Source organism: Pseudoalteromonas caenipelagi (assembly GCF_013140855.1).
Taxonomy (GTDB): domain Bacteria; phylum Pseudomonadota; class Gammaproteobacteria; order Enterobacterales; family Alteromonadaceae; genus Pseudoalteromonas; species Pseudoalteromonas caenipelagi.
The window spans coordinates 31,156-48,817 of record NZ_JABBPG010000011.1 but is presented as its reverse complement, the minus strand read 5'-3'; the positions used below and the strand labels follow the sequence as shown (position 1 = coordinate 48,817).

The 17,662-nt window shown below is 42.3% G+C and carries 13 protein-coding genes; 6 read left to right on the top strand and 7 right to left on the bottom strand.

Annotated features, from left to right (window positions below; genetic code table 11):
• Positions 1-33: 33 nt before the first annotated feature.
• The 4 genes from HG263_RS19410 to HG263_RS19395 form a co-directional block, all read right to left on the bottom strand.
• Complete coding sequence (locus tag HG263_RS19410; RefSeq protein ID WP_171627735.1) at positions 34-855, bottom strand: DUF3034 family protein; 822 nt, start codon at positions 853-855, stop codon at positions 34-36.
• Positions 842-3,157 carry a bifunctional diguanylate cyclase/phosphodiesterase gene (locus HG263_RS19405; protein ID WP_171627734.1) on the bottom strand — a complete coding sequence of 772 codons (2,316 nt, stop codon included), beginning with the start codon at positions 3,155-3,157 and terminating at the stop codon, positions 842-844. Before HG263_RS19405 ends, HG263_RS19410 begins: the two co-directional genes overlap by 14 nt.
• Complete coding sequence (locus tag HG263_RS19400; RefSeq protein ID WP_246240036.1) at positions 3,147-3,800, bottom strand: methylamine utilization protein; 654 nt, start codon at positions 3,798-3,800, stop codon at positions 3,147-3,149. Before HG263_RS19400 ends, HG263_RS19405 begins: the two co-directional genes overlap by 11 nt.
• Positions 3,801-3,926: 126 nt before the next feature.
• Positions 3,927-5,033: a phosphoribosylaminoimidazolesuccinocarboxamide synthase gene (locus HG263_RS19395; RefSeq protein WP_171627733.1), complete on the bottom strand. Its 1,107-nt coding sequence runs from the start codon at positions 5,031-5,033 to the stop codon at positions 3,927-3,929.
• Between the two features lie 201 nt (positions 5,034-5,234).
• Between HG263_RS19395 and HG263_RS19390 the strand changes: the two genes are divergently transcribed.
• From HG263_RS19390 to HG263_RS19370, 5 genes are all read left to right on the top strand, one after another.
• On the top strand, positions 5,235-5,921 hold the full coding sequence (locus HG263_RS19390) for an ABC transporter ATP-binding protein (protein WP_171627732.1): 687 nt from the start codon (positions 5,235-5,237) through the stop codon (positions 5,919-5,921).
• Positions 5,918-7,225, top strand: a complete 1,308-nt coding sequence (locus HG263_RS19385) for an ABC transporter permease (RefSeq protein ID WP_171627731.1) — start codon at positions 5,918-5,920, stop codon at positions 7,223-7,225. The genes HG263_RS19390 and HG263_RS19385 overlap by 4 nt, the downstream gene beginning before the upstream one ends.
• A 12-nt stretch (positions 7,226-7,237) precedes the next feature.
• Entirely contained in the window at positions 7,238-7,717 is a 480-nt protein-coding gene (locus HG263_RS19380) for a DUF3299 domain-containing protein (RefSeq protein WP_171627730.1), read from the top strand.
• Positions 7,718-7,889: 172 nt separating this feature from the next.
• Positions 7,890-10,598 (top strand): lamin tail domain-containing protein, encoded by a 2,709-nt coding sequence (locus tag HG263_RS19375; RefSeq protein ID WP_171627729.1) that lies wholly within the window; start codon positions 7,890-7,892, stop codon positions 10,596-10,598.
• Complete coding sequence (locus HG263_RS19370) at positions 10,585-11,067, top strand: hypothetical protein (protein ID WP_171627728.1); 483 nt, start codon at positions 10,585-10,587, stop codon at positions 11,065-11,067. The genes HG263_RS19375 and HG263_RS19370 overlap by 14 nt, the downstream gene beginning before the upstream one ends.
• Positions 11,068-11,315: 248 nt before the next feature.
• Here the strand turns inward: HG263_RS19370 and HG263_RS19365 are convergent, their stop codons facing one another.
• The 3 genes from HG263_RS19365 to HG263_RS19355 form a co-directional block, all read right to left on the bottom strand.
• Positions 11,316-13,907, bottom strand: coding sequence for a M14 family zinc carboxypeptidase (locus HG263_RS19365; RefSeq protein WP_171627727.1), 2,592 nt, complete (start codon positions 13,905-13,907; stop codon positions 11,316-11,318).
• A gap of 106 nt (positions 13,908-14,013) precedes the next feature.
• A complete protein-coding gene (locus tag HG263_RS19360) occupies positions 14,014-15,396 on the bottom strand; it encodes an ATP-grasp domain-containing protein (RefSeq protein ID WP_171627726.1) in 1,383 nt (460 codons plus the stop codon).
• A 4-nt stretch (positions 15,397-15,400) separates the two neighbouring features.
• The gene (locus HG263_RS19355; protein ID WP_343044020.1) at positions 15,401-16,336 is read right to left on the bottom strand and encodes an ATP-grasp domain-containing protein; all 936 of its coding nucleotides are present in this window, start codon (positions 16,334-16,336) and stop codon (positions 15,401-15,403) included.
• Between the two features lie 175 nt (positions 16,337-16,511).
• Between HG263_RS19355 and HG263_RS19350 the strand changes: the two genes are divergently transcribed.
• A complete protein-coding gene (locus tag HG263_RS19350) occupies positions 16,512-17,660 on the top strand; it encodes a M20 family metallopeptidase (RefSeq protein ID WP_171627725.1) in 1,149 nt (382 codons plus the stop codon).
• Positions 17,661-17,662 lie beyond the last annotated feature (2 nt).

Below are 17,662 nucleotides of genomic sequence, written 5' to 3'. Positions count from 1 at the left end.
GCAATAATCTCTTGTAGCTGTTACTCAGACTCATTAAAAATACCCCGTGATTGACACGTACCAACCTGTTTGCTGATCAACACCAGCAATGGAGCCCAAATCCAACCAAGCAGCGGTGACATTCAATGATTTATTGGGAAACCAAGCAATAAAGATATCTCGCCAATGACTCTCCCCTAATCCCAAATTGTTTGGCTTTTCGCGAAATTCAACACCAAGTGCAACCTCTCTAGATAAAAACACTGCGCTGCTGGCTTCTAATAACCAACTTTTATCTGCATGTTTGGCACCAAATCCTAACAAGCCCGTTTGATTTGCCTCACTGTATCTGGCCGTTATATTCCAAAACCAGTTATATCCATTGAGTGCGCCTAAGTGCAACTTACTTGCCGCTAAATAAATATCGTCACCACGGGTACTACCCGCGCCAAGCAACTTGGCAACTTTGCCATCTTTTAACGATTTATGCTGTATACCCACGCTGAGCTGGGGCCAATCACTATACACAATATCGCCATATAATCGGACTTTTACACCACTTACTTTTTGCTCTATACGGGTGTTAAGTGCAGGAACTTCAAACTCTTGCTCAGCATAGCTAAGCTCTATGCGATTAAATAAATTACCTTGAACGCCACAGACATCTAACCGATAGTTTTTAACATTGCCACGACTACAAAAAGCCCCGATAGACCATTCATCTTCGCTTGCGTACCCTGCTAGCTGCGCCCAAGGCACAATACCACCACCCGCGCTGCCTTCGATTTGTGACACACCAGGTGTTGCTAACAGTTTGCCACCTGCAAGTGCAGTGTTGCAAAACAGTAATGTTGCTAAAAAACTAACCCACTTCATTGTAATTACCTAGCCAATTAAGAAATTCGTGCGCTGGCAGAGGGCGACTTAAGTGATAACCTTGTGCGTAATCACACCGCATTTGCTTGAGTAAATTTAAAGACTCTAGATTCTCAACCCCTTCAGAGACTACCGAAAAACCAAGTTGATGCCCCAAAGAAATGGTCGACTGCACAATACACTGATCTTGGTGAGATTCATTGAGTTTTAAAATAAATACTTTATCCAGTTTTAACTCATCGATTGGCAACATTTTTAACCTACCTAACGACGTTTGACCAACCCCATAGTCATCTAGAGAAATCATAACCCCCAGTGACTTGAGCGCCTTGAGTGTGTTTATGCCCTGCTCCTCATTTTCGATCATGTCACGCTCTGTCAACTCAATGGTAATGAGCTTTGCTGGCACTGAATACTTGGTGAGTTGACTGTCTAAATGAGCAAGGAAATCTCCATGTGCAATATCTTGCGCTGAAACATTAATGGCCGCCTTCATAGTCAGCCCTTCTTTAAGCCAGCTGCCAACTTGCGCTACCACAGTGCATACCACCCATTGGGTGAGCTCTACAATCAAGCCTGATTGTTCAGCCAAATCAATAAACAACTCGGGAGACACCCACTCACCGTTACTGCGCTGCCAACGTATTAGCGCCTCTACCTTGTCTATTTGCCCACTGTTAATATTAAGTTTGGGCTGATATGCCATAAACAATTGACCGTCATCGTTTTGCAATGCTTGTTTGAGCTCGTCAATGATCTGCAAACGCTCCAAATGTGCCTCATCTTCACCATTTTGGTAAAAGTAAACTTCATGCCTATCTTGGGCTGCGGTATCAACCGCAATCAAAGCGCGACGAATCATATCTTCTGGAGTTTGCGCTTGTTCTGGATATTGCACAACACCAATACTAAAACGTAGCGTGATCTCTAAATTCTGAATCTCATAGTGTTTATTGAGTGCCTCTTGTAACTGAGTAACGCATTGCTGCTTTGATATATGAGGAGCTGCTTCTACCACACTTAAAAATTCATCCCCCCCCAACCGAGCGTTAAAGCCAATAGCACCTTGTGTAGACTCTTTGATGCGTTGCGCTACGGCTTGGATACAACTATCTCCGACCCTTGGACCAAGCTTGTCATTGATATGCCGAAGACCTTTAATATCTAGCGCTATCAAATAACACGCACTTTCCTTTTCAGTATGTTGAGATAAAAGGTCAAGTGCAGCAGTGCGGTTGTAAAACCCAGTTAATGAGTCATGACGAGCCTGAAACCGTATTTGTTTCTCACGTGTTTGAATGTCTTCACCCATTTCCTGAAAAGCATCGACCAGTTCACACACCTCTTTGCTAGGGCGAGACTCAGAGATTTTTGCCCGATAATTACCCTGAGCAAACTGTTTTGCCATGACCGTAAGCTGCTGCAGTGGCGTTGCTAAATTACTCGCTAAAATCCCGCTAGTAATAAAGCCTAAAATAATGGTACCAAATGATAATAAAATCACGGTGAGAACTAACTTATCAAACTCTTGGTAGTGCTCACTCAAATCTGCACTGAGCACAACACGTATCGGGTTATCTTCAAGTCCTGGCAGTTGCAATTTAGCACTGAGGTACACTGGGTCTTCGCTAAACCAGCGCTCTACAATTTGGCTATCTATATACTCAAGTAATGTAAGGTGTGACGGATGCCCAACCAATGTTGTGGCTTTGAGCCCGGTGTGTGTGGCAACAAAGCTTATTTCCATCCCCGTTAATTCTTTTAGCTCTTTGGCCACACTGGTATCGATTACAAACCCAACCATGCTGTAAGCAATCGTTCTAGGTGCTTTAACTGGTAAAACGATAACTTGGTACAATGCTTCGTTAATCACCATAAATGTAGAGCTATTACCTTGTGCAAGCAACTGCTTGAGTAGTGTTGAAGTATCAGCTGGCAGCGCAATATCGCGTTTGTCTGCTGATATCAACTTTCCTTGCGTGTCAAATAACAACATCAAGTCAGCGTCAATGCGTTGGCTATGGTTATAAAGTACACTGCTAATGGTATCCGCATCACGTGTGGCAACAGCTTGCTTAAAACCAAAGTCTGCAGTTAGCACCGTTGCAGCGGTAACCAGCAAACGTTCTTTTGCTTTTAGATATTGCTGATACACATTTTTTGCAACTTGCATATCTTGCTGCACTTGGCTTTCGTTAAAGTGACTTGTTGACCACCAAAAGCTAACCAAGCTCGACACAGCGGTCAGTAACACTAGGCCAACACATAACATGATAATGCGATGTTTTAAGCTAGTTCCCATGATGTTCCTTAAACATTTCACCAAATGTATTACGCGGCTCTGGCTTTGTCAGTTTAATTTCGACTTTACTATTACTGTGTCCTGCTGGCCAATCATGTTCAGTACGCTCTATGATCTCTTGTGCTTGTTCTGGATGCCATAACCAATAAGAGGTTGTTGTATCTGGTAGAGTCACGTTCCCTTGCTCATCAGAAACAAAATGGGCGCTTGATTGGGCAATATAAATATAGCCAACCATCGAGTCGTGAATATTGCACCCCAGCACCACCACCCCAGGTTGTTCAAATGTAATTGGCGCTTTTGGCGTTCCCGCATACAGCTTTAGCTCAAAAGGCTTTGCAGGTGAAAATGAATACACATGATGGCGTATATCATCACTATTTGGAAAAGACACTTGCTGCCCTTTTACAATCGTCAGCAGCTTAGGTGCAAATTGCTTTTGCACCTGATCCATAATTGCAGGCGTTTTTGTGACCGGCTGCTGCGCTGTGGATTGCAATAACTCAACCACGGCATGCTCTACAGGATTACCAAATTGATCCACTATGGTGAGTGTTTTTGCCTTTAGAGCAATGCTAACACAGCTCAATACCGACAAACTCAGTATCATGCCGACGCGTTTTTTTAGAGTGTAACGAGGCATAGCTTGCCTTTATTTGCTCAACATAACTGTAAGTAAAATTGACAAGGCAAACAATTGCAAGGCATTTGAGAGATAAGCGCCAATAAACCCCCTAAACAGGTGTTTATTGGCTAAGTCTTTGGCTGGTTAGCTATTTTCTATTAAGCCATATTGGCTATCTAAAATCGCTATTACTTCGGCGCGAGGGTCAGCTGGAATATCCAAAGTCTTACCAACAATCTTGCTGGCAATACCCACGTAAGTTTCTGAAACTGACATCATAACATCAACAGGTAATTGATAGTTCTGTGCCAAGGCTTCACGTTCAGCCATGCGATCTTTATTTAATAACACATCTGAATCAGGCACATTATTGATCAACAGTTGGCGGAAGCCTTCTTTTGAGTTTTCAATAATTTTACCATCGCGATATGCAGGACCATCCCAAATACGTGACGAATCTGGAGTGCCCACTTCGTCAATGTAAATCAGCTTCTCTTGTCCATCTGTATCTTGGATGTAGCCAAATTCAAACTTGGTATCAACAAATATTTGATCCAACTTTGCAAGCTCAGCACTGATCAACTCAAAACCTTGCGCTAGTAGCTGTTCATACTTGGCAACGTCATCTTCTGATTTAAAGTTAAACGCCTCCAAATTATCCGTGATATTTTTTCTGCTGATGTTTACATCATCAACTGCAGGTACATCATCAAGGCCAGTAATAATTCCCTTGGTTGAAGGAGTAATTAACAGCTCTGGTAACTTTTGATTCGCTTGCAGACCTTCAGGTAGTTCTATTGCGCAGAAGTTACGAATACCTTTAGCGTAGTCACGCCACATACTGCCCGTAATATACTGACGAGCAATTGCTTCGACTCTGACTGTACTTGCTTTGCGTACAATCCATACATATGGATGAGGAATATCAACTATATGGTTGCCAGCAAGACCTGCTTCATCAAACAGCGTAAACCAATGTGCCGCCACACTGTTAAGAGCGATACCTTTACCTGGTACACCATTGAGGCCATTTTCACCTTGCCAGATACAGTCAAACGCTGAGATGCGGTCAGAAATAACCATAATTGCCAGCTCAGTACCTGCTGGTACGTTATATCCCTTTTCAGCTATTAGGCGGGCACTGTCTTCATCGGTGAGCCAGTAAACTGAACGAACTTTACCGCTGTGAACCGCACCTTTAGTGCGAATTGGTAGATCGTCATTGACGTCTAAAACTTTGTAGCTACTCATTATTTCTCCAAGGCCGGATGCACCTTGCTAAAGGGTGCAAAAAAATGAGGGGGTTAGGAGGCGTTATAATAATCGTTCAGCAGCAAAATCACAATCAACAACGTGGTTTGCCGCACAAAGTTTAAGTTTTAACGACACAAGGTTCAGTCGAGCGTTAATCTGATATACCATCTTCAGCTCAATAGCATTGGTAGCGTATAAATGATTGAAATAAACGATTTGCTCTACGCATGGCAAAAAAAGGCTCCACCCACTTTGGCGATAAAACACCTGCGAATAAACCAAGGAGAGAGAGTGTTTTTACATGGGCCAAGTGGCAGTGGTAAATCCACATTGCTGGGATTACTTGCTGGTATAAATCCTGTACAACAGGGCGATATTGTTACTCTTGGACAATCTCTTGCCAAGCTGTCTCATGCAAAAAAAGACCGCTTTAGAGCCGATCACATTGGGACTATTTTCCAAAACTTTAATTTATTACCCTATTTAAGTCCGCTTGAAAATGTCATTCTTGGGTGTGAATTTTCACCTGCTCGCGCTAAAAAAGCCCAGCAAGATGGCGGTAGTATTCCAGATCAGGCGAGCAATTTACTCACCGCACTTGGCATAGAAACGCATCAATTACACTGTAATGTAGCCACGCTCAGTATTGGTCAGCAGCAACGCGTTGCTGCTGCCAGAGCTTTTATCGGTCGACCTGAAATCATTATTGCCGATGAGCCTACCTCTGCACTTGACGCAGATACCCGAGAAGCCTTTATTACCACGCTTTTTTCACAAGCTAAAAAGTATCAAGCGACTATTATCTTTGTAAGTCACGACAATAATTTAGCAAAGTTATTTGACCGAGAAATTAGTTTACCCAGTATTAATGGAGCAAGCCAATGACACTGTTAAAATTGGCTTTAAAGAGCTGTTACAACCGCCGTGCTAGCGTCATACTCACCCTATTCACCATTGCAATAAGTGTCATGCTATTGTTAAGTATTGAGCGTGTACGCATAGACGCGAAAAGTAGTTTCAGTAACACGATTTCAAGTACAGATTTAATTGTCGGCGCTCGCACGGGCGACATTCAGTTACTACTGGTAAGCGTGTTTCGCATTGGCCATAGCAATAATGCCGTAAGCTGGCAAAGCTACCAAGACATCAAACAGCGCCGCGGCGTTGCTTGGACCATTCCTATTAGCTTGGGCGACAGCCATAAGGGCTACTCGGTATTAGGCACTGATAGTCATTACTTTACCCACTACCGTTTTGGAAAAAAGCAGCCATTAAAATTTAGCGCCGGGCGAGCATTTCACAATGCACAAGAAGTTGTACTTGGTAGTGAGGTGGCTAAAAAACTACATTATCACTTAGGCCAAAAAATTGTGATTTCACATGGCATGGGTAATACCAGCTTCCATCATCATGATGATAACCCGATGACCATTGTTGGTATTTTAGAGCCAACGGGAACACCTGTAGATAAAACAGTACATGTGCCATTAATTGCCATTGAGACCATACATAGCAGTACCAGTACGCCACGCTCTATAAAGCAAAAAAGCCGAGATGTTGACACTCAGACTACGCATAGTGATGAGCATGAGCATGGTCCATTAGAAAGCGAACCAGGTGATTTAATTGGCACACCTAAACAAATAACAGCTTTTCTAATGGGGTTTGATTCACCTTTATATACATTACAAGTACGCCGTAATATCAATCAGTATAAAGCGGAGCCTTTGTTGGCAATCATGCCTACAGTGACATTAAAAGAACTGTGGGAAATGCTAGATATTGTTGAGAAAATTCTATTGCTTTTTTCTATGGTGGTAGTCGTTATTAGTCTGCTAGGTATGCTAACAACATTATTGGCTACCTTGAATCAACGGCGCAGAGAGCTAGCAATTTTGCGCTCGGTCGGGGCTAGGCCTTGGCATATTTTTAGCCTAATGAGTTTTGAAGCAATTCTTATAACCCTAACAGGCTGTGTGTTTGGTACGCTTGGGTTCTATGGTGCGCTGTTTACAATTGAGCCGCTGTTGCAAAGTCAATTTGGTATCAGCTTAAGTATTAACACATTATCTTCCTATGAACTGACCTTGTTAAGCGTTATCATGGTCGCAGGCACCGTGATGGGTCTTATTCCTGCTGCTCGCGCCTATTTTTATTCGTTGAATGATGGCATGAGTATCAAAATTTAAGAGAGTATTTATATGCGATTTATTTCCCTATTTTTAATAGGTTTGCTCAGCTATGCAGTGCAAGCTACTCCACCTAAAGAAATTTTTTGGGAGGATCTCATCCCAAAAGGTCATGTGCAAATAAATAATCAAGATGCTGCCAGCCATGAAGGTTCAGACCAAAACTGGGTGCAGCCTAATTTAGATGCACCTGTGGTAAAAAGCCTAGATGGCCAATCAGTGAGCTTACCAGGCTTTGTGGTACCGCTTGAAGGTGATAACCAGTTGATCAGTGAGTTTTTATTGGTGCCCTATTTTGGTGCCTGTATTCATGTACCACCACCACCTCCCAATCAAATTGTTCACGTAAAAATTAAAGGTGGCGTACCCATCGAAAGTTTATATGATGCCATCACTGTAACAGGCGTTATTAAAGTTGAAACTTGGCAAGGGGAATTGGCACAAACTGGTTATACCATGCAAGCTGTGGGTGTTTCACCATTTGAGCTATAGCCCAAAACTCACAATGTGAATGTGCCACTTCCTTGCACATTCACAAACAATACCTTCCACTTCATTTATACATTCGTTTACATATTCTAAATAAAACAAAGTGTTATTTATAGACAATAAAAAATTGCCTCAGCTATAGTGTTCCTAAAATAACAACCAAAAAATAGAACCTATGAAAAACGAACTGCTTAAGTTATCCATACTAAGTGTGGCATTAACCCACCTCAGTGGCTGTGACCTTTTTGACAATAAAAATAACAATGTCGAACCCTACATTAGCGCAGATCTTGCAAAAAATATTGATGAACGCAGCCAAGTAACGGGTTACTTACATATCATTGATCGAGATGGTCGTATTAAGACAAGAAATGTACTACAAACCGATGGGCCAGAAGTTATTGACCTTAAAATAACCGACAACCAAATTAGCTTTATCGCCCCTGAAGTCGTTGCGGATACAGATATCAAATTTACGATTGAAGCGACTGACGATGACGGAGCCTATAGCGAACTCGTATTAACTAGCACCATAAAACAGGTCAATCAAGCCCCACAAGCTATCCCGCAAACAATTTCTGTGCAATTCAATGACAGTGTCGATTTTAGCCTCGCAGCACAAGATCCTGATAATGATTTACTCTTTTTCTCATTGCAATCCCCTGAAGTTGGAGAATTGCAACTGGTGAATGAAGAAAAGCAAACTTACCGTTATACCCCAAGCAAAAACGCGATCATAGATCAAGTAATAACCCTTGAGGTCAGTGATGGAGAATTATCTGATACAGCCGCGATTACCTTAGACATTGTCGATACCAGTACGCCACTATTGCTTGAAAGCTATCCAAAACATCAAACCCCTATTTTCAAAGTAGATGCCCCCATTCAACTGGCGTTTTCAGATAATATGAGTGCCACTTGGCTTACAGTCCAGTCAGGCTCGCAATGCAATGGCCCAATCCAACTAAGTGCCAATGATTTTAGTACTTGCTTGGCATATGACCTTTCTGCCGAGCCGCAAGATGAACAGTTTTTAGTAACCGTCAAACCTACTAGCACCTTGGAAAATGAAGCTGTTTATCAGTTAAAAATCACAGATCAAGTGACTAATTTTCATGGTACGCCATTTGAACAAGAGCAAATCATTGTTTTTAGAACAGGCTCAAAAGGATTACTAATTAGTGAAGTGTCAGCGTCACAGTATCCAGAAGATAACCGCTGGATAGAAATATACAACGGCACCGCCAATACTGTGGATTTAGGGCAGTACAGTATCGTTGCCAACAGCCTGAAATTAGATGATTACTCAGAGCAAGGTGAACGTACTTTCCCACTGCGCCCTCATACGCTCGGATCTGGTGAATTTATTGTGGTGCAAAGTCAGGCTGGCCCGCAAATTTGGCAAAATGGAACAACCAATTCAGCTCAACTGATGCTTATTGGCGATGGTGAATATGCACCAGCTTGGAATAGTTCTGGCTTTGTTGAGCTTAAAAGTAATGACACCACCGTAGATTTTGTGCGGTTTGGAAAGTCAACTAAAGAACCAAGCTCGGCAGAGCAGTGGCACGACACAACACGCCTCGAGTCACCATCCATAGCGTTAGGACAAAGCATAGTGCGCTCTCAATTACTCACAGATACAAATTCAGCAGCTGATTGGCAAGTAGCAACCTTCATGACTCCTGCTGGGCCTAATGACATTAACTGTAGTGATGATAAAGATTTAGATGGTATTCCTGATTGTGCTGAGCAACCAAATTCAACTTTTGCAGGCCTACCATTGTATGACTGGGGTGCCAGAGTAGAGCAACGAGACATATTTATTGAAGTAGACTATATGCAAAGCGAAGACGCTGGCGTCAGGCCACATAAAGCATCATTAGATAAAGTCAAAGCAGCATTTGCTCAGCAAAGTGTCGCTGTACATTTTGACGCAGGTTCACTTTTTCACCCTGATGAGGGCACCTCACCTGAGCTGCATGACCTCAGTGGTGGTAACGAAGTGGCATTTTCAGCTAGCACTTCATTTGCGACGCAACAAGATGCACCGAGTATTTTAGACTATAAGGCAAAACACTTTGATTTACGTCGCCGTCCTATATTTCATTATATGCTGATGGCCAATAGCCAACAACCCGATGGCAGCCCAGGCTCTTCGGGCGTTGCTGAGTTATACGGTAACGATCTAATCATCTCAATGGGCGGCTGGGGGTTAACTACCGCCACACCAGCAATGGAAAATTTAACCTATAACCTGCAAGCAGGTACCATCATGCATGAGCTAGGTCATAACCTTGGCTTGCTCCATGGTGGTAACGACAACGCAAACTTTAAACCAAATCATGTCAGCGTAATGAATTACATGTATCAACTAGATGGCTTACCAACAATCGGTAATAATGAAGGTGATCGATACTTCAGAAGATTTTATCAAGGTAATGCTAACTGCTTCCCTGAAGGGTCTGAGATTCTAAATGGTCCATTTGGCCCTGTAGAAAACTTTACCATTAGCTACTCTCATGGCACCAATACCGCCATTGATGAAGCACTCATTGACGAAAGTAAAGGCCTTCATAATGCAAGTTCTAGCAGCGTCGATTTTGACTGCAACGGGAATCAAACCGATATTTTGAAAAACTTTGATATCAACGGCGATCAAGATACCGCCAGTGTATTAACTGATTTTGATGAATGGTCTAACTTGGTACTTAATTTTGCCACTTATTGGAGCGGTGCAAATAGCGGCCTTAGTCAAACTCGAGCGACTAAAGTGTCACGTTCAATTATGCATTCCGATAAGCAAACTATACAAAAAGAGCAAATGCCGCCAACATATCTTCTAATGTTAATAAAACAAGTGGCTAATTATGAAAAGAACTAGCATTTTGCTAGGCGTTTCTCTAGTAGCTGGGTGTAACCACCTAGCTACTAGCCAAGCGGCTTGGACAATGACAAAGCAAGGACTCACTTATCAAGGAAAGCTCATTGACCAACACAGTGCCAAAGAGCTTACCTGCTCAGAATGCGTAGTAACACAACAAACAATGTTAACGCCATTTGGTCCCAGTTATTACACTAAACTACACATTGGTGGCCAACTAAAAGCTATTTGGGGACAAAGCCCTCGGGCAGAGTTATTTATTCCCAATAACACAGGCCGCACACTCATTACGCTTAAAAAAGGGCAACAGCCTGATAGTTGGCAAGCACTTTTCAATGGCAAAAGGCACCTCATATATAGTGCGCAATCTCAGCAACTCACCATTGGCGCTGTCGACTATACGCTATTAGTTACCCCTTCCAAGCAAGCACAAAATTTTACCTATAACCTCTTGGTCAACCGACCCTAGATCACAACATAGCCGTTATAATTTTAATTTTGAGTGCTTGTTTTTATTGCAGAGCAAAAGCTCTGTGGTACATAATAATAAAAAAGTTTATTTAGCTGTTGCAATAATGGACAAAAAGATACACTCTGGTAACACTAAAAGAAACTTTTTTATATTCAGAGTGATCCTCTAATGTAATTTAGCATATTGCACTAAGCATTCTCCACACATTACTATGGCCGCACTTGCGGCCATAGTTTTGTCTAGTTCTACCCATTTCCTCTTCCGGGGTAATGAATAACAGTAGGTTGTGAATAGTTCGGTACGTGATCATAACTAAATACCGCGTAGTATTTTTCTATATCTGCATTACCAAAATTATCAAATGTATACTGGTCTGGTCCGCCGTAAAGCTTGACGCCATCAAAAGGAGAACGTGGAGGATGAAAGCGATTTCTAACCACAAAACTACCCACAAGATCAGCATTATCTGGGTTCAACCAAGTTAGTTTTACTACACCATTATCAACTTGCGTCTGTAAATGCGTAGGTGCAGGTAATGCCTCAACTCGTCGTTCAATATATTCGACATGTAATTTCGCAGGTTGTGCATCATTACAATCTTGCCAATTGACCAATGCATCACATGCTTGAGATTCAGCCGTTGCTCTAATAATAAAATACAAGGGCGCCTGAGCTTTATGTAATCGAGCCAGCTCTTTCAAACTGTAACTATCAAAAATAAAGTTATGAGCGGTACGCTCTTTTAGCTGTTCATTGCTGACTTCATAGCCAATGTATTCAATTTTTTGTCTTTGTTTAACATGTTTAAAATCCACATCTTTAAGCTCAACAAGCTCTACCGTAAAGCGCACATCTTTGGCAGATGCTAGACAATTTGTGCTATATAAAGTTAAGCAGGCTTGCGTAAACACGGTTCGATCAGGTGCCAAACATTCATTTAGCTCAAATGCCAATTGACCATAAACAATCTCGCCATCTGCATCAAACCCAGAGGCAAGCTTATCTGTTACCACTTTATCTTTGTATATGGTATTGCAACTGCTCGCTATCACAGTATCAGAACGCTCAGGCAATTGGTAAATCAACTCTAAATTAGGACGATAATGTAATCCTCCTCCAAAAGAGCCATAACCAATATCAAACTGCATCACTTGAGAGTCATTACCCACTGGCAAGCTTTGCGGGCCTTGAATACGTAGCAGCAATGTTTGCTGAGTTAACAACGACTCTAGTAGGCTACGCTCTACGCCATTAAATGACCAACGTAGCCAAATACCTTGAGTCATTTTGTCCGACTCTATTGTCTGCCCAAGCGTATGGAGCGGCTTTGCTTCTTGGATTATCGAAAAGTCATAAATATCATCAACCAAGCTCGCATCAATAATCGAAATCGACCATTCACCATATTTTTCAATTTTTGCTGCAACACGATTCATCGGATATAAGAACAGCTGCGCAGTGGCAATATGAGACCCCTCTGGAATCGTACTTAAATCAAAAGCAACCACCCCAATACTTATTCCTCGCTTCTTATCGATACCAATAAACATTGAGTTGTAACCAAAATGCTCTTTATTTTTACTCAGGTAATTTTGTGATAGATAACCAACCTGCTCACGAGCAGGAAACAAAGTTCGCCCGCATTCGTTATCAGCTAAAGTCGTTTTTAAGCGCAGTTCAGGGCTAAATGGCGACTTAATCTTTGTGACCTTATCCACGGCTCGGATATTATAAAAATAAAAGTGTCCACTTTTTAGCTGAGTGTCTAAAAAAGACAGCGACTTAGTGATAGCAACTAGGTTTTCTTCGGAACAAGGACTTTTATTGTGCTCACTACGATATACCTCAAAGTAAATATCATCACGTTCTTGATATTGCCACTCTAACTCTACAGTATCACGACCCACATCCTTGATGGTAAACTCCTCCACACGCGATGGCGCTAATGGAGAGTAATTGATCGCTTCACCTAATGCATAGGCAACTGCGGGAATATTCTCAGCCACACTTTGCGCCATATTTTTCATGTAGTCAGGAATATTGCGCGTCCCTACTTCAACAACTGTGGCAATGATCCCTCGACGGTAATAATACTCTCGGCCGCTCCCATGGATCAATTGAGCTGGCGGTTTCCCCCTATGAATACCATACTGGCGACCCGTCACCTTTTTTATCTCATTATTCATGTTGGCACACAAAACATTAAGATCAGTCCCCTCAATCTCAACTTCATGATTAAATTTATGAGCCGGGAAAAACACATTCCCTTGCGAATGATAATCAAGCGCAATACGGATGTTTTCATGACTTTCTACAAAATCGCGAATAGCGGATGTTTCTGGTTCGGAAAACGCGTGTGGTCCACCATAAGTATTCGATTGCGTGTTTTGGTTACGCATAAATTTAGCATCGAAGTTGCGATTTAAATCCACCCCAAAAGTGCCATCACCATTATTGCGGCGATTTTTACGCCAAAAAGAGAAATGGTTACGAGAGTACTCAAAGCCATCAGGATTCAAACATGGCACCATATATAAGGTATTGCGGGTTAATGCCGTTTGCAGCTTAGGATTAAATCTATAGTTATCAACTATATACTGTATAAACTTAATAGCCAGTTCATTGCCTATCCACTCTCTGGCATGAATCGAACCGGTATAAAGTAAAGCGGGCTTGTCATCTGCATAGGTAACGTCTAATGACACAGTCACTAGCATAATAGGCCGCCCTTCCCATGTTTCACCGATACTCTGCAAACGAATTAAGTGAGGGTGCGCACTCATGCTTTGTTGCAAAAAATCAATGGTATCTTGATACGATGCATATTGGATTTTCATAGTATTTCCATACAACTAGAATATTGAGTTACCTTTTCGCAAGCCCTATCCTTTTGAGGACTGCGCTTGCGAGACAGGTATAGATTCGTAACTGATAAAACCAGATTTAGTGGCACGGTTTTGCTACTTGCTGCCAATGATTGACTATTTTTTCTAACTTTTTGTCTTTAAGGTTTTTCACTACACACAGTTGTTCAGGTTTGGTATTCAATGCTTCAACAACGCCATGGGCACCAAAAGTAGCCATGATTTCCTCGATCATTTTGGCACCAACCCCTTTCACTTGAGATAAAATCTCGCGGATCTGTGCTTCATCGAACTGCACATCTTGATAGCTATTTAGCTGCACACCGACTTCATCACTTCCCGGCACGGTGCGAACAACCTTTGCAGGAACCACAATCCCTTTTAATTTAAAGTTATCTTGAAAGTTCCAAACTTCACTGGGCCACTCTTCATCAGGGCGTAATGCCGTATCTAAAATAGGATAGTTATGTTCGTCAAGTTGAGAGAATTGCTCACCGCAGTCTTGACTTGGTGTATAGCGTGAGAAACCGATATGGCGCATAGTGCGTAAAAAGCGTGAATCGATTTTTCCTAACTCTTCCCAGTTATATAACGGAACATGGGGTTTAGAGAACCTTCCATCACTGAGTAGCCACATCAAGTATTGGCCGATCCAATCACGTATGTAAGGGAATGCTGCAAAAGCAGTAGCACACTCCAAAATACGTAGCTTACCATCTTTACCCAATGCTATATCGCACGCCCAATATTCAGCGTTAGCAGCCTTAGATGCTCGTGTCGCTAACTCTAAAACGCCTTTGGGCACATTTTGATAGTCCATGCTGCCACCTTGACTGGTATTGGTTAACCACTCTCCTTCGGGAGGACGGCGCCAAAACGCGCAAACAGGTTTATGACCAATGAGCATTACTCGAATATCCGCTTCCATTGGCACAAAATCTTGTACGTACACAGGGTAGTAACGTTTTTGCGATAGCAAACTAATTGCTTCTTCATAGTTATCTACCTTATGAACGAAATAGCCCCCATAATTAGAAGGTCCATATGAGCGCTTTATTATTTTAGGGTACTGAGCATGGGCCAAATAGTTATTGGCTTTTTCAGGGATATAGAAAATCTCAGTGTGGGGGGTTGGTAAGTTATATTTGCGACAGAAATGGGTCACATTTTCTTTTGATTTATTTGAAAATTGACTATCAAGTGAAGGTAAAAAGCGAACATTTGGCAGCGCTCTCGCTATTTCCCGAAAGGTTTCATAAGCCGTTGCAGGAATATTACCTATTAATACATCTATTTTCTTACGTTTTACCTCTTCAATAAAACGCACCTTGTCATTTCCCCAATGATAAGTCACTTGCTCAATTTTGTTTGGCCACCCTTTAAAATTTGATTTATCAAAAAAGCGCAACACGTAATCTAAATATAAAAGTCCAATTTTTGGTAAAGAGGTTTTTGCAGTCATTGCTTTAAGCCACCTTGAATGTATGAAGTGCTTGTTTTTGCTGTACGGTTTTTTCGATTAAATCCACCATGGCATCTAGCTTTGCCTGGTTAAAGTTGATCCCTAGTTGCTCTTGTTCAGGAGTTGCAAATGCAGGAATGGTATTCACTTCTAGCACCACAAAACGCTCATGCTCACGGTCGTAAATGAGATCCACACCTGCAATCTCTAAACCCAGCAGTTTGGTCGCTTTGATAGCAAGCTCAATCACTTCCTCGTTTGGCTCTCTGACAAAAACCGATCCGCCACTGGTGATGTTTGTTTTCCAATCATCTTTGGGCGCTTTTCGCCCATAGCAACCAACACACTTACCGTCGACTACATCAATGCGATAGTCGGTGTTGTCATAGTTAATGAATCGCTCAACATAGAAATAGCGCAAATCTGTGCGGCTTAAAAATGGCAACAACATATCTAGCGCATGTTCGCCTTCAATTTTGACCACACCCACCCCACCCCAGCCGTCAGTCGGTTTGTAGACCAGCTTGCCACCAAAGTCTCTGATAGCCGCTTTTAAACCTGCAATATCATTTTTATGACAAAGACGGTAATCGGCAGTAGCAACACCATGACTGTTTAACAGGTGAGAAGTACGGAATTTATCTTCTGCCAACGAAAATGCATGAAAATTGTTGAGTGTTGGAATAGATTCACTCAAAGCTTGATATAGATACAACTGATATTGAGTTTGCTGTCCCGCGTTATAGCTCAAAAAAGCATCGAGATGTTCCATAACCGTGCCATTACAATATATTTGTCCATCTTGCGCTCTGGCATCTCTTAGGTTTAGCCCCGTCGTGGTCTCGATACCACGCTCAGCTAATGCGTGAACTAACTTTTGCTCAATGGCTTTTCCGCCACCGTTTTCGTACATCCAAATGCCAACATGAGGTGCTGTCACTGTGTTCTCCTTGGTCCTAAAATAGGGGGTGTGATTACGTACACTGCCATTGTAAAAGGATCTATGTGACACATTTTTGACCAAATTGAGCGGACAAAATTTGTTCATAAAAGCTTCACCTAATTGCAACCGCATATCGCCACGATGAGCGCCAACGCAACCAAGGAAAGCAGTGATGGCAACATTAAATTTTGACGAATTAGCTGCACTGATAGAGTGCAATTCACACAGTAAAAATAAACTAGGCGTAGATCAGCATGGCGAACAAATGATCGAGTTGTTGGCACCGCTAGGCTTTTCCCTCACCCGCTATCAAAGAGAGCATATTGGAGACCATTTACTATTTCATACCCCTACGAAAAAAGGTCAAAAGATTCTGTTACTTGGTCATTTAGATACCGTATTTCCAAAAGAGACCTTTACGGAATTTAGTCAAGATGAACAATGGGTTTATGGGCCGGGTGTATGTGATATGAAAGGAGGAAACTTTGTTGCTTTGAATGCATTGCGCCACCTACGTGCACAATTTGGTCCGTTACACAATATTGATTTTTTATTGGTGAGTGACGAAGAAACCGGCAGTGATGATAGTAAACACCTAACCGCAGAGTTAGCCAAAAACTATGATGCTTGCTTAGTTTTTGAGGCGGCAGGAGAAAATCACGAAGTGGTGAATGGTCGCAAAGGCATTGCCACCTTTGAAATTGAAATTACAGGTAAAGCGGCTCACGCAGGTAATCACTACAGCGAAGGGGTTGATGCAAACTTTGCCCTAGCTAATATGCTGTTAGAAATGACTAGCCTCACTAATTTAAAACGAGGCAGCACTGTGAATGTGGGCAAAGTTCGAGGTGGGATAGGTGCAAACACCATTTCTCCACATGCAAACATGGTTGTTGAAGCGCGTTTTTCTTCTTTAGAAGAGCAAAACCGCCTGCTGCAAGGCATTGAAAATATTTGCTTTGCCATAGAAATAACAGGTGTTGATATTAGCATCAATGGCGGGCTACAGCGCGGCGTTATGACCCCTACCAAAGCGCAGCAATTATTGCTCGATGATATTGCCCAAATACTCGGCGCCCCGCTACCGACTGAGCAGCGTGGCGGCGTATCAGATGCCAATGTGGTTGCTTCTATGGGCGTGCCAACATTGGATGGCTTTGGTCCATTTGGTGATGGCGACCACACTCGTCATGAACGAGCACTCAAATCTAGTTTTGAGTTACGCGTTGACCAAGTATCCAAAATCTTAGCCGCTTGGTGCTTTGATGCACACACACAAACGCAACCTTCTTCTGTCATAGATGATGCATTTGCACAATAACG

Excerpts from the sequence above, each read along its gene's own strand:
- HG263_RS19410 (WP_171627735.1), bottom strand. The coding sequence starts at position 855 with ATGAAGTGGGTTAGTTTTTTAGCAACATTACTGTTTTGCAACACTGCA.
- HG263_RS19405 (WP_171627734.1), bottom strand. The coding sequence starts at position 3,157 with ATGGGAACTAGCTTAAAACATCGCATTATCATGTTATGTGTTGGCCTA.
- HG263_RS19400 (WP_246240036.1), bottom strand. The coding sequence starts at position 3,800 with ATGCCTCGTTACACTCTAAAAAAACGCGTCGGCATGATACTGAGTTTG.
- HG263_RS19395 (WP_171627733.1), bottom strand. The coding sequence starts at position 5,033 with ATGAGTAGCTACAAAGTTTTAGACGTCAATGACGATCTACCAATTCGC.
- HG263_RS19390 (WP_171627732.1), top strand. The coding sequence starts at position 5,235 with ATGATTGAAATAAACGATTTGCTCTACGCATGGCAAAAAAAGGCTCCA.
- HG263_RS19385 (WP_171627731.1), top strand. The coding sequence starts at position 5,918 with ATGACACTGTTAAAATTGGCTTTAAAGAGCTGTTACAACCGCCGTGCT.
- HG263_RS19380 (WP_171627730.1), top strand. The coding sequence starts at position 7,238 with ATGCGATTTATTTCCCTATTTTTAATAGGTTTGCTCAGCTATGCAGTG.
- HG263_RS19375 (WP_171627729.1), top strand. The coding sequence starts at position 7,890 with ATGAAAAACGAACTGCTTAAGTTATCCATACTAAGTGTGGCATTAACC.
- HG263_RS19370 (WP_171627728.1), top strand. The coding sequence starts at position 10,585 with ATGAAAAGAACTAGCATTTTGCTAGGCGTTTCTCTAGTAGCTGGGTGT.
- HG263_RS19365 (WP_171627727.1), bottom strand. The coding sequence starts at position 13,907 with ATGAAAATCCAATATGCATCGTATCAAGATACCATTGATTTTTTGCAA.
- HG263_RS19360 (WP_171627726.1), bottom strand. The coding sequence starts at position 15,396 with ATGACTGCAAAAACCTCTTTACCAAAAATTGGACTTTTATATTTAGAT.
- HG263_RS19350 (WP_171627725.1), top strand. The coding sequence starts at position 16,512 with ATGGCAACATTAAATTTTGACGAATTAGCTGCACTGATAGAGTGCAAT.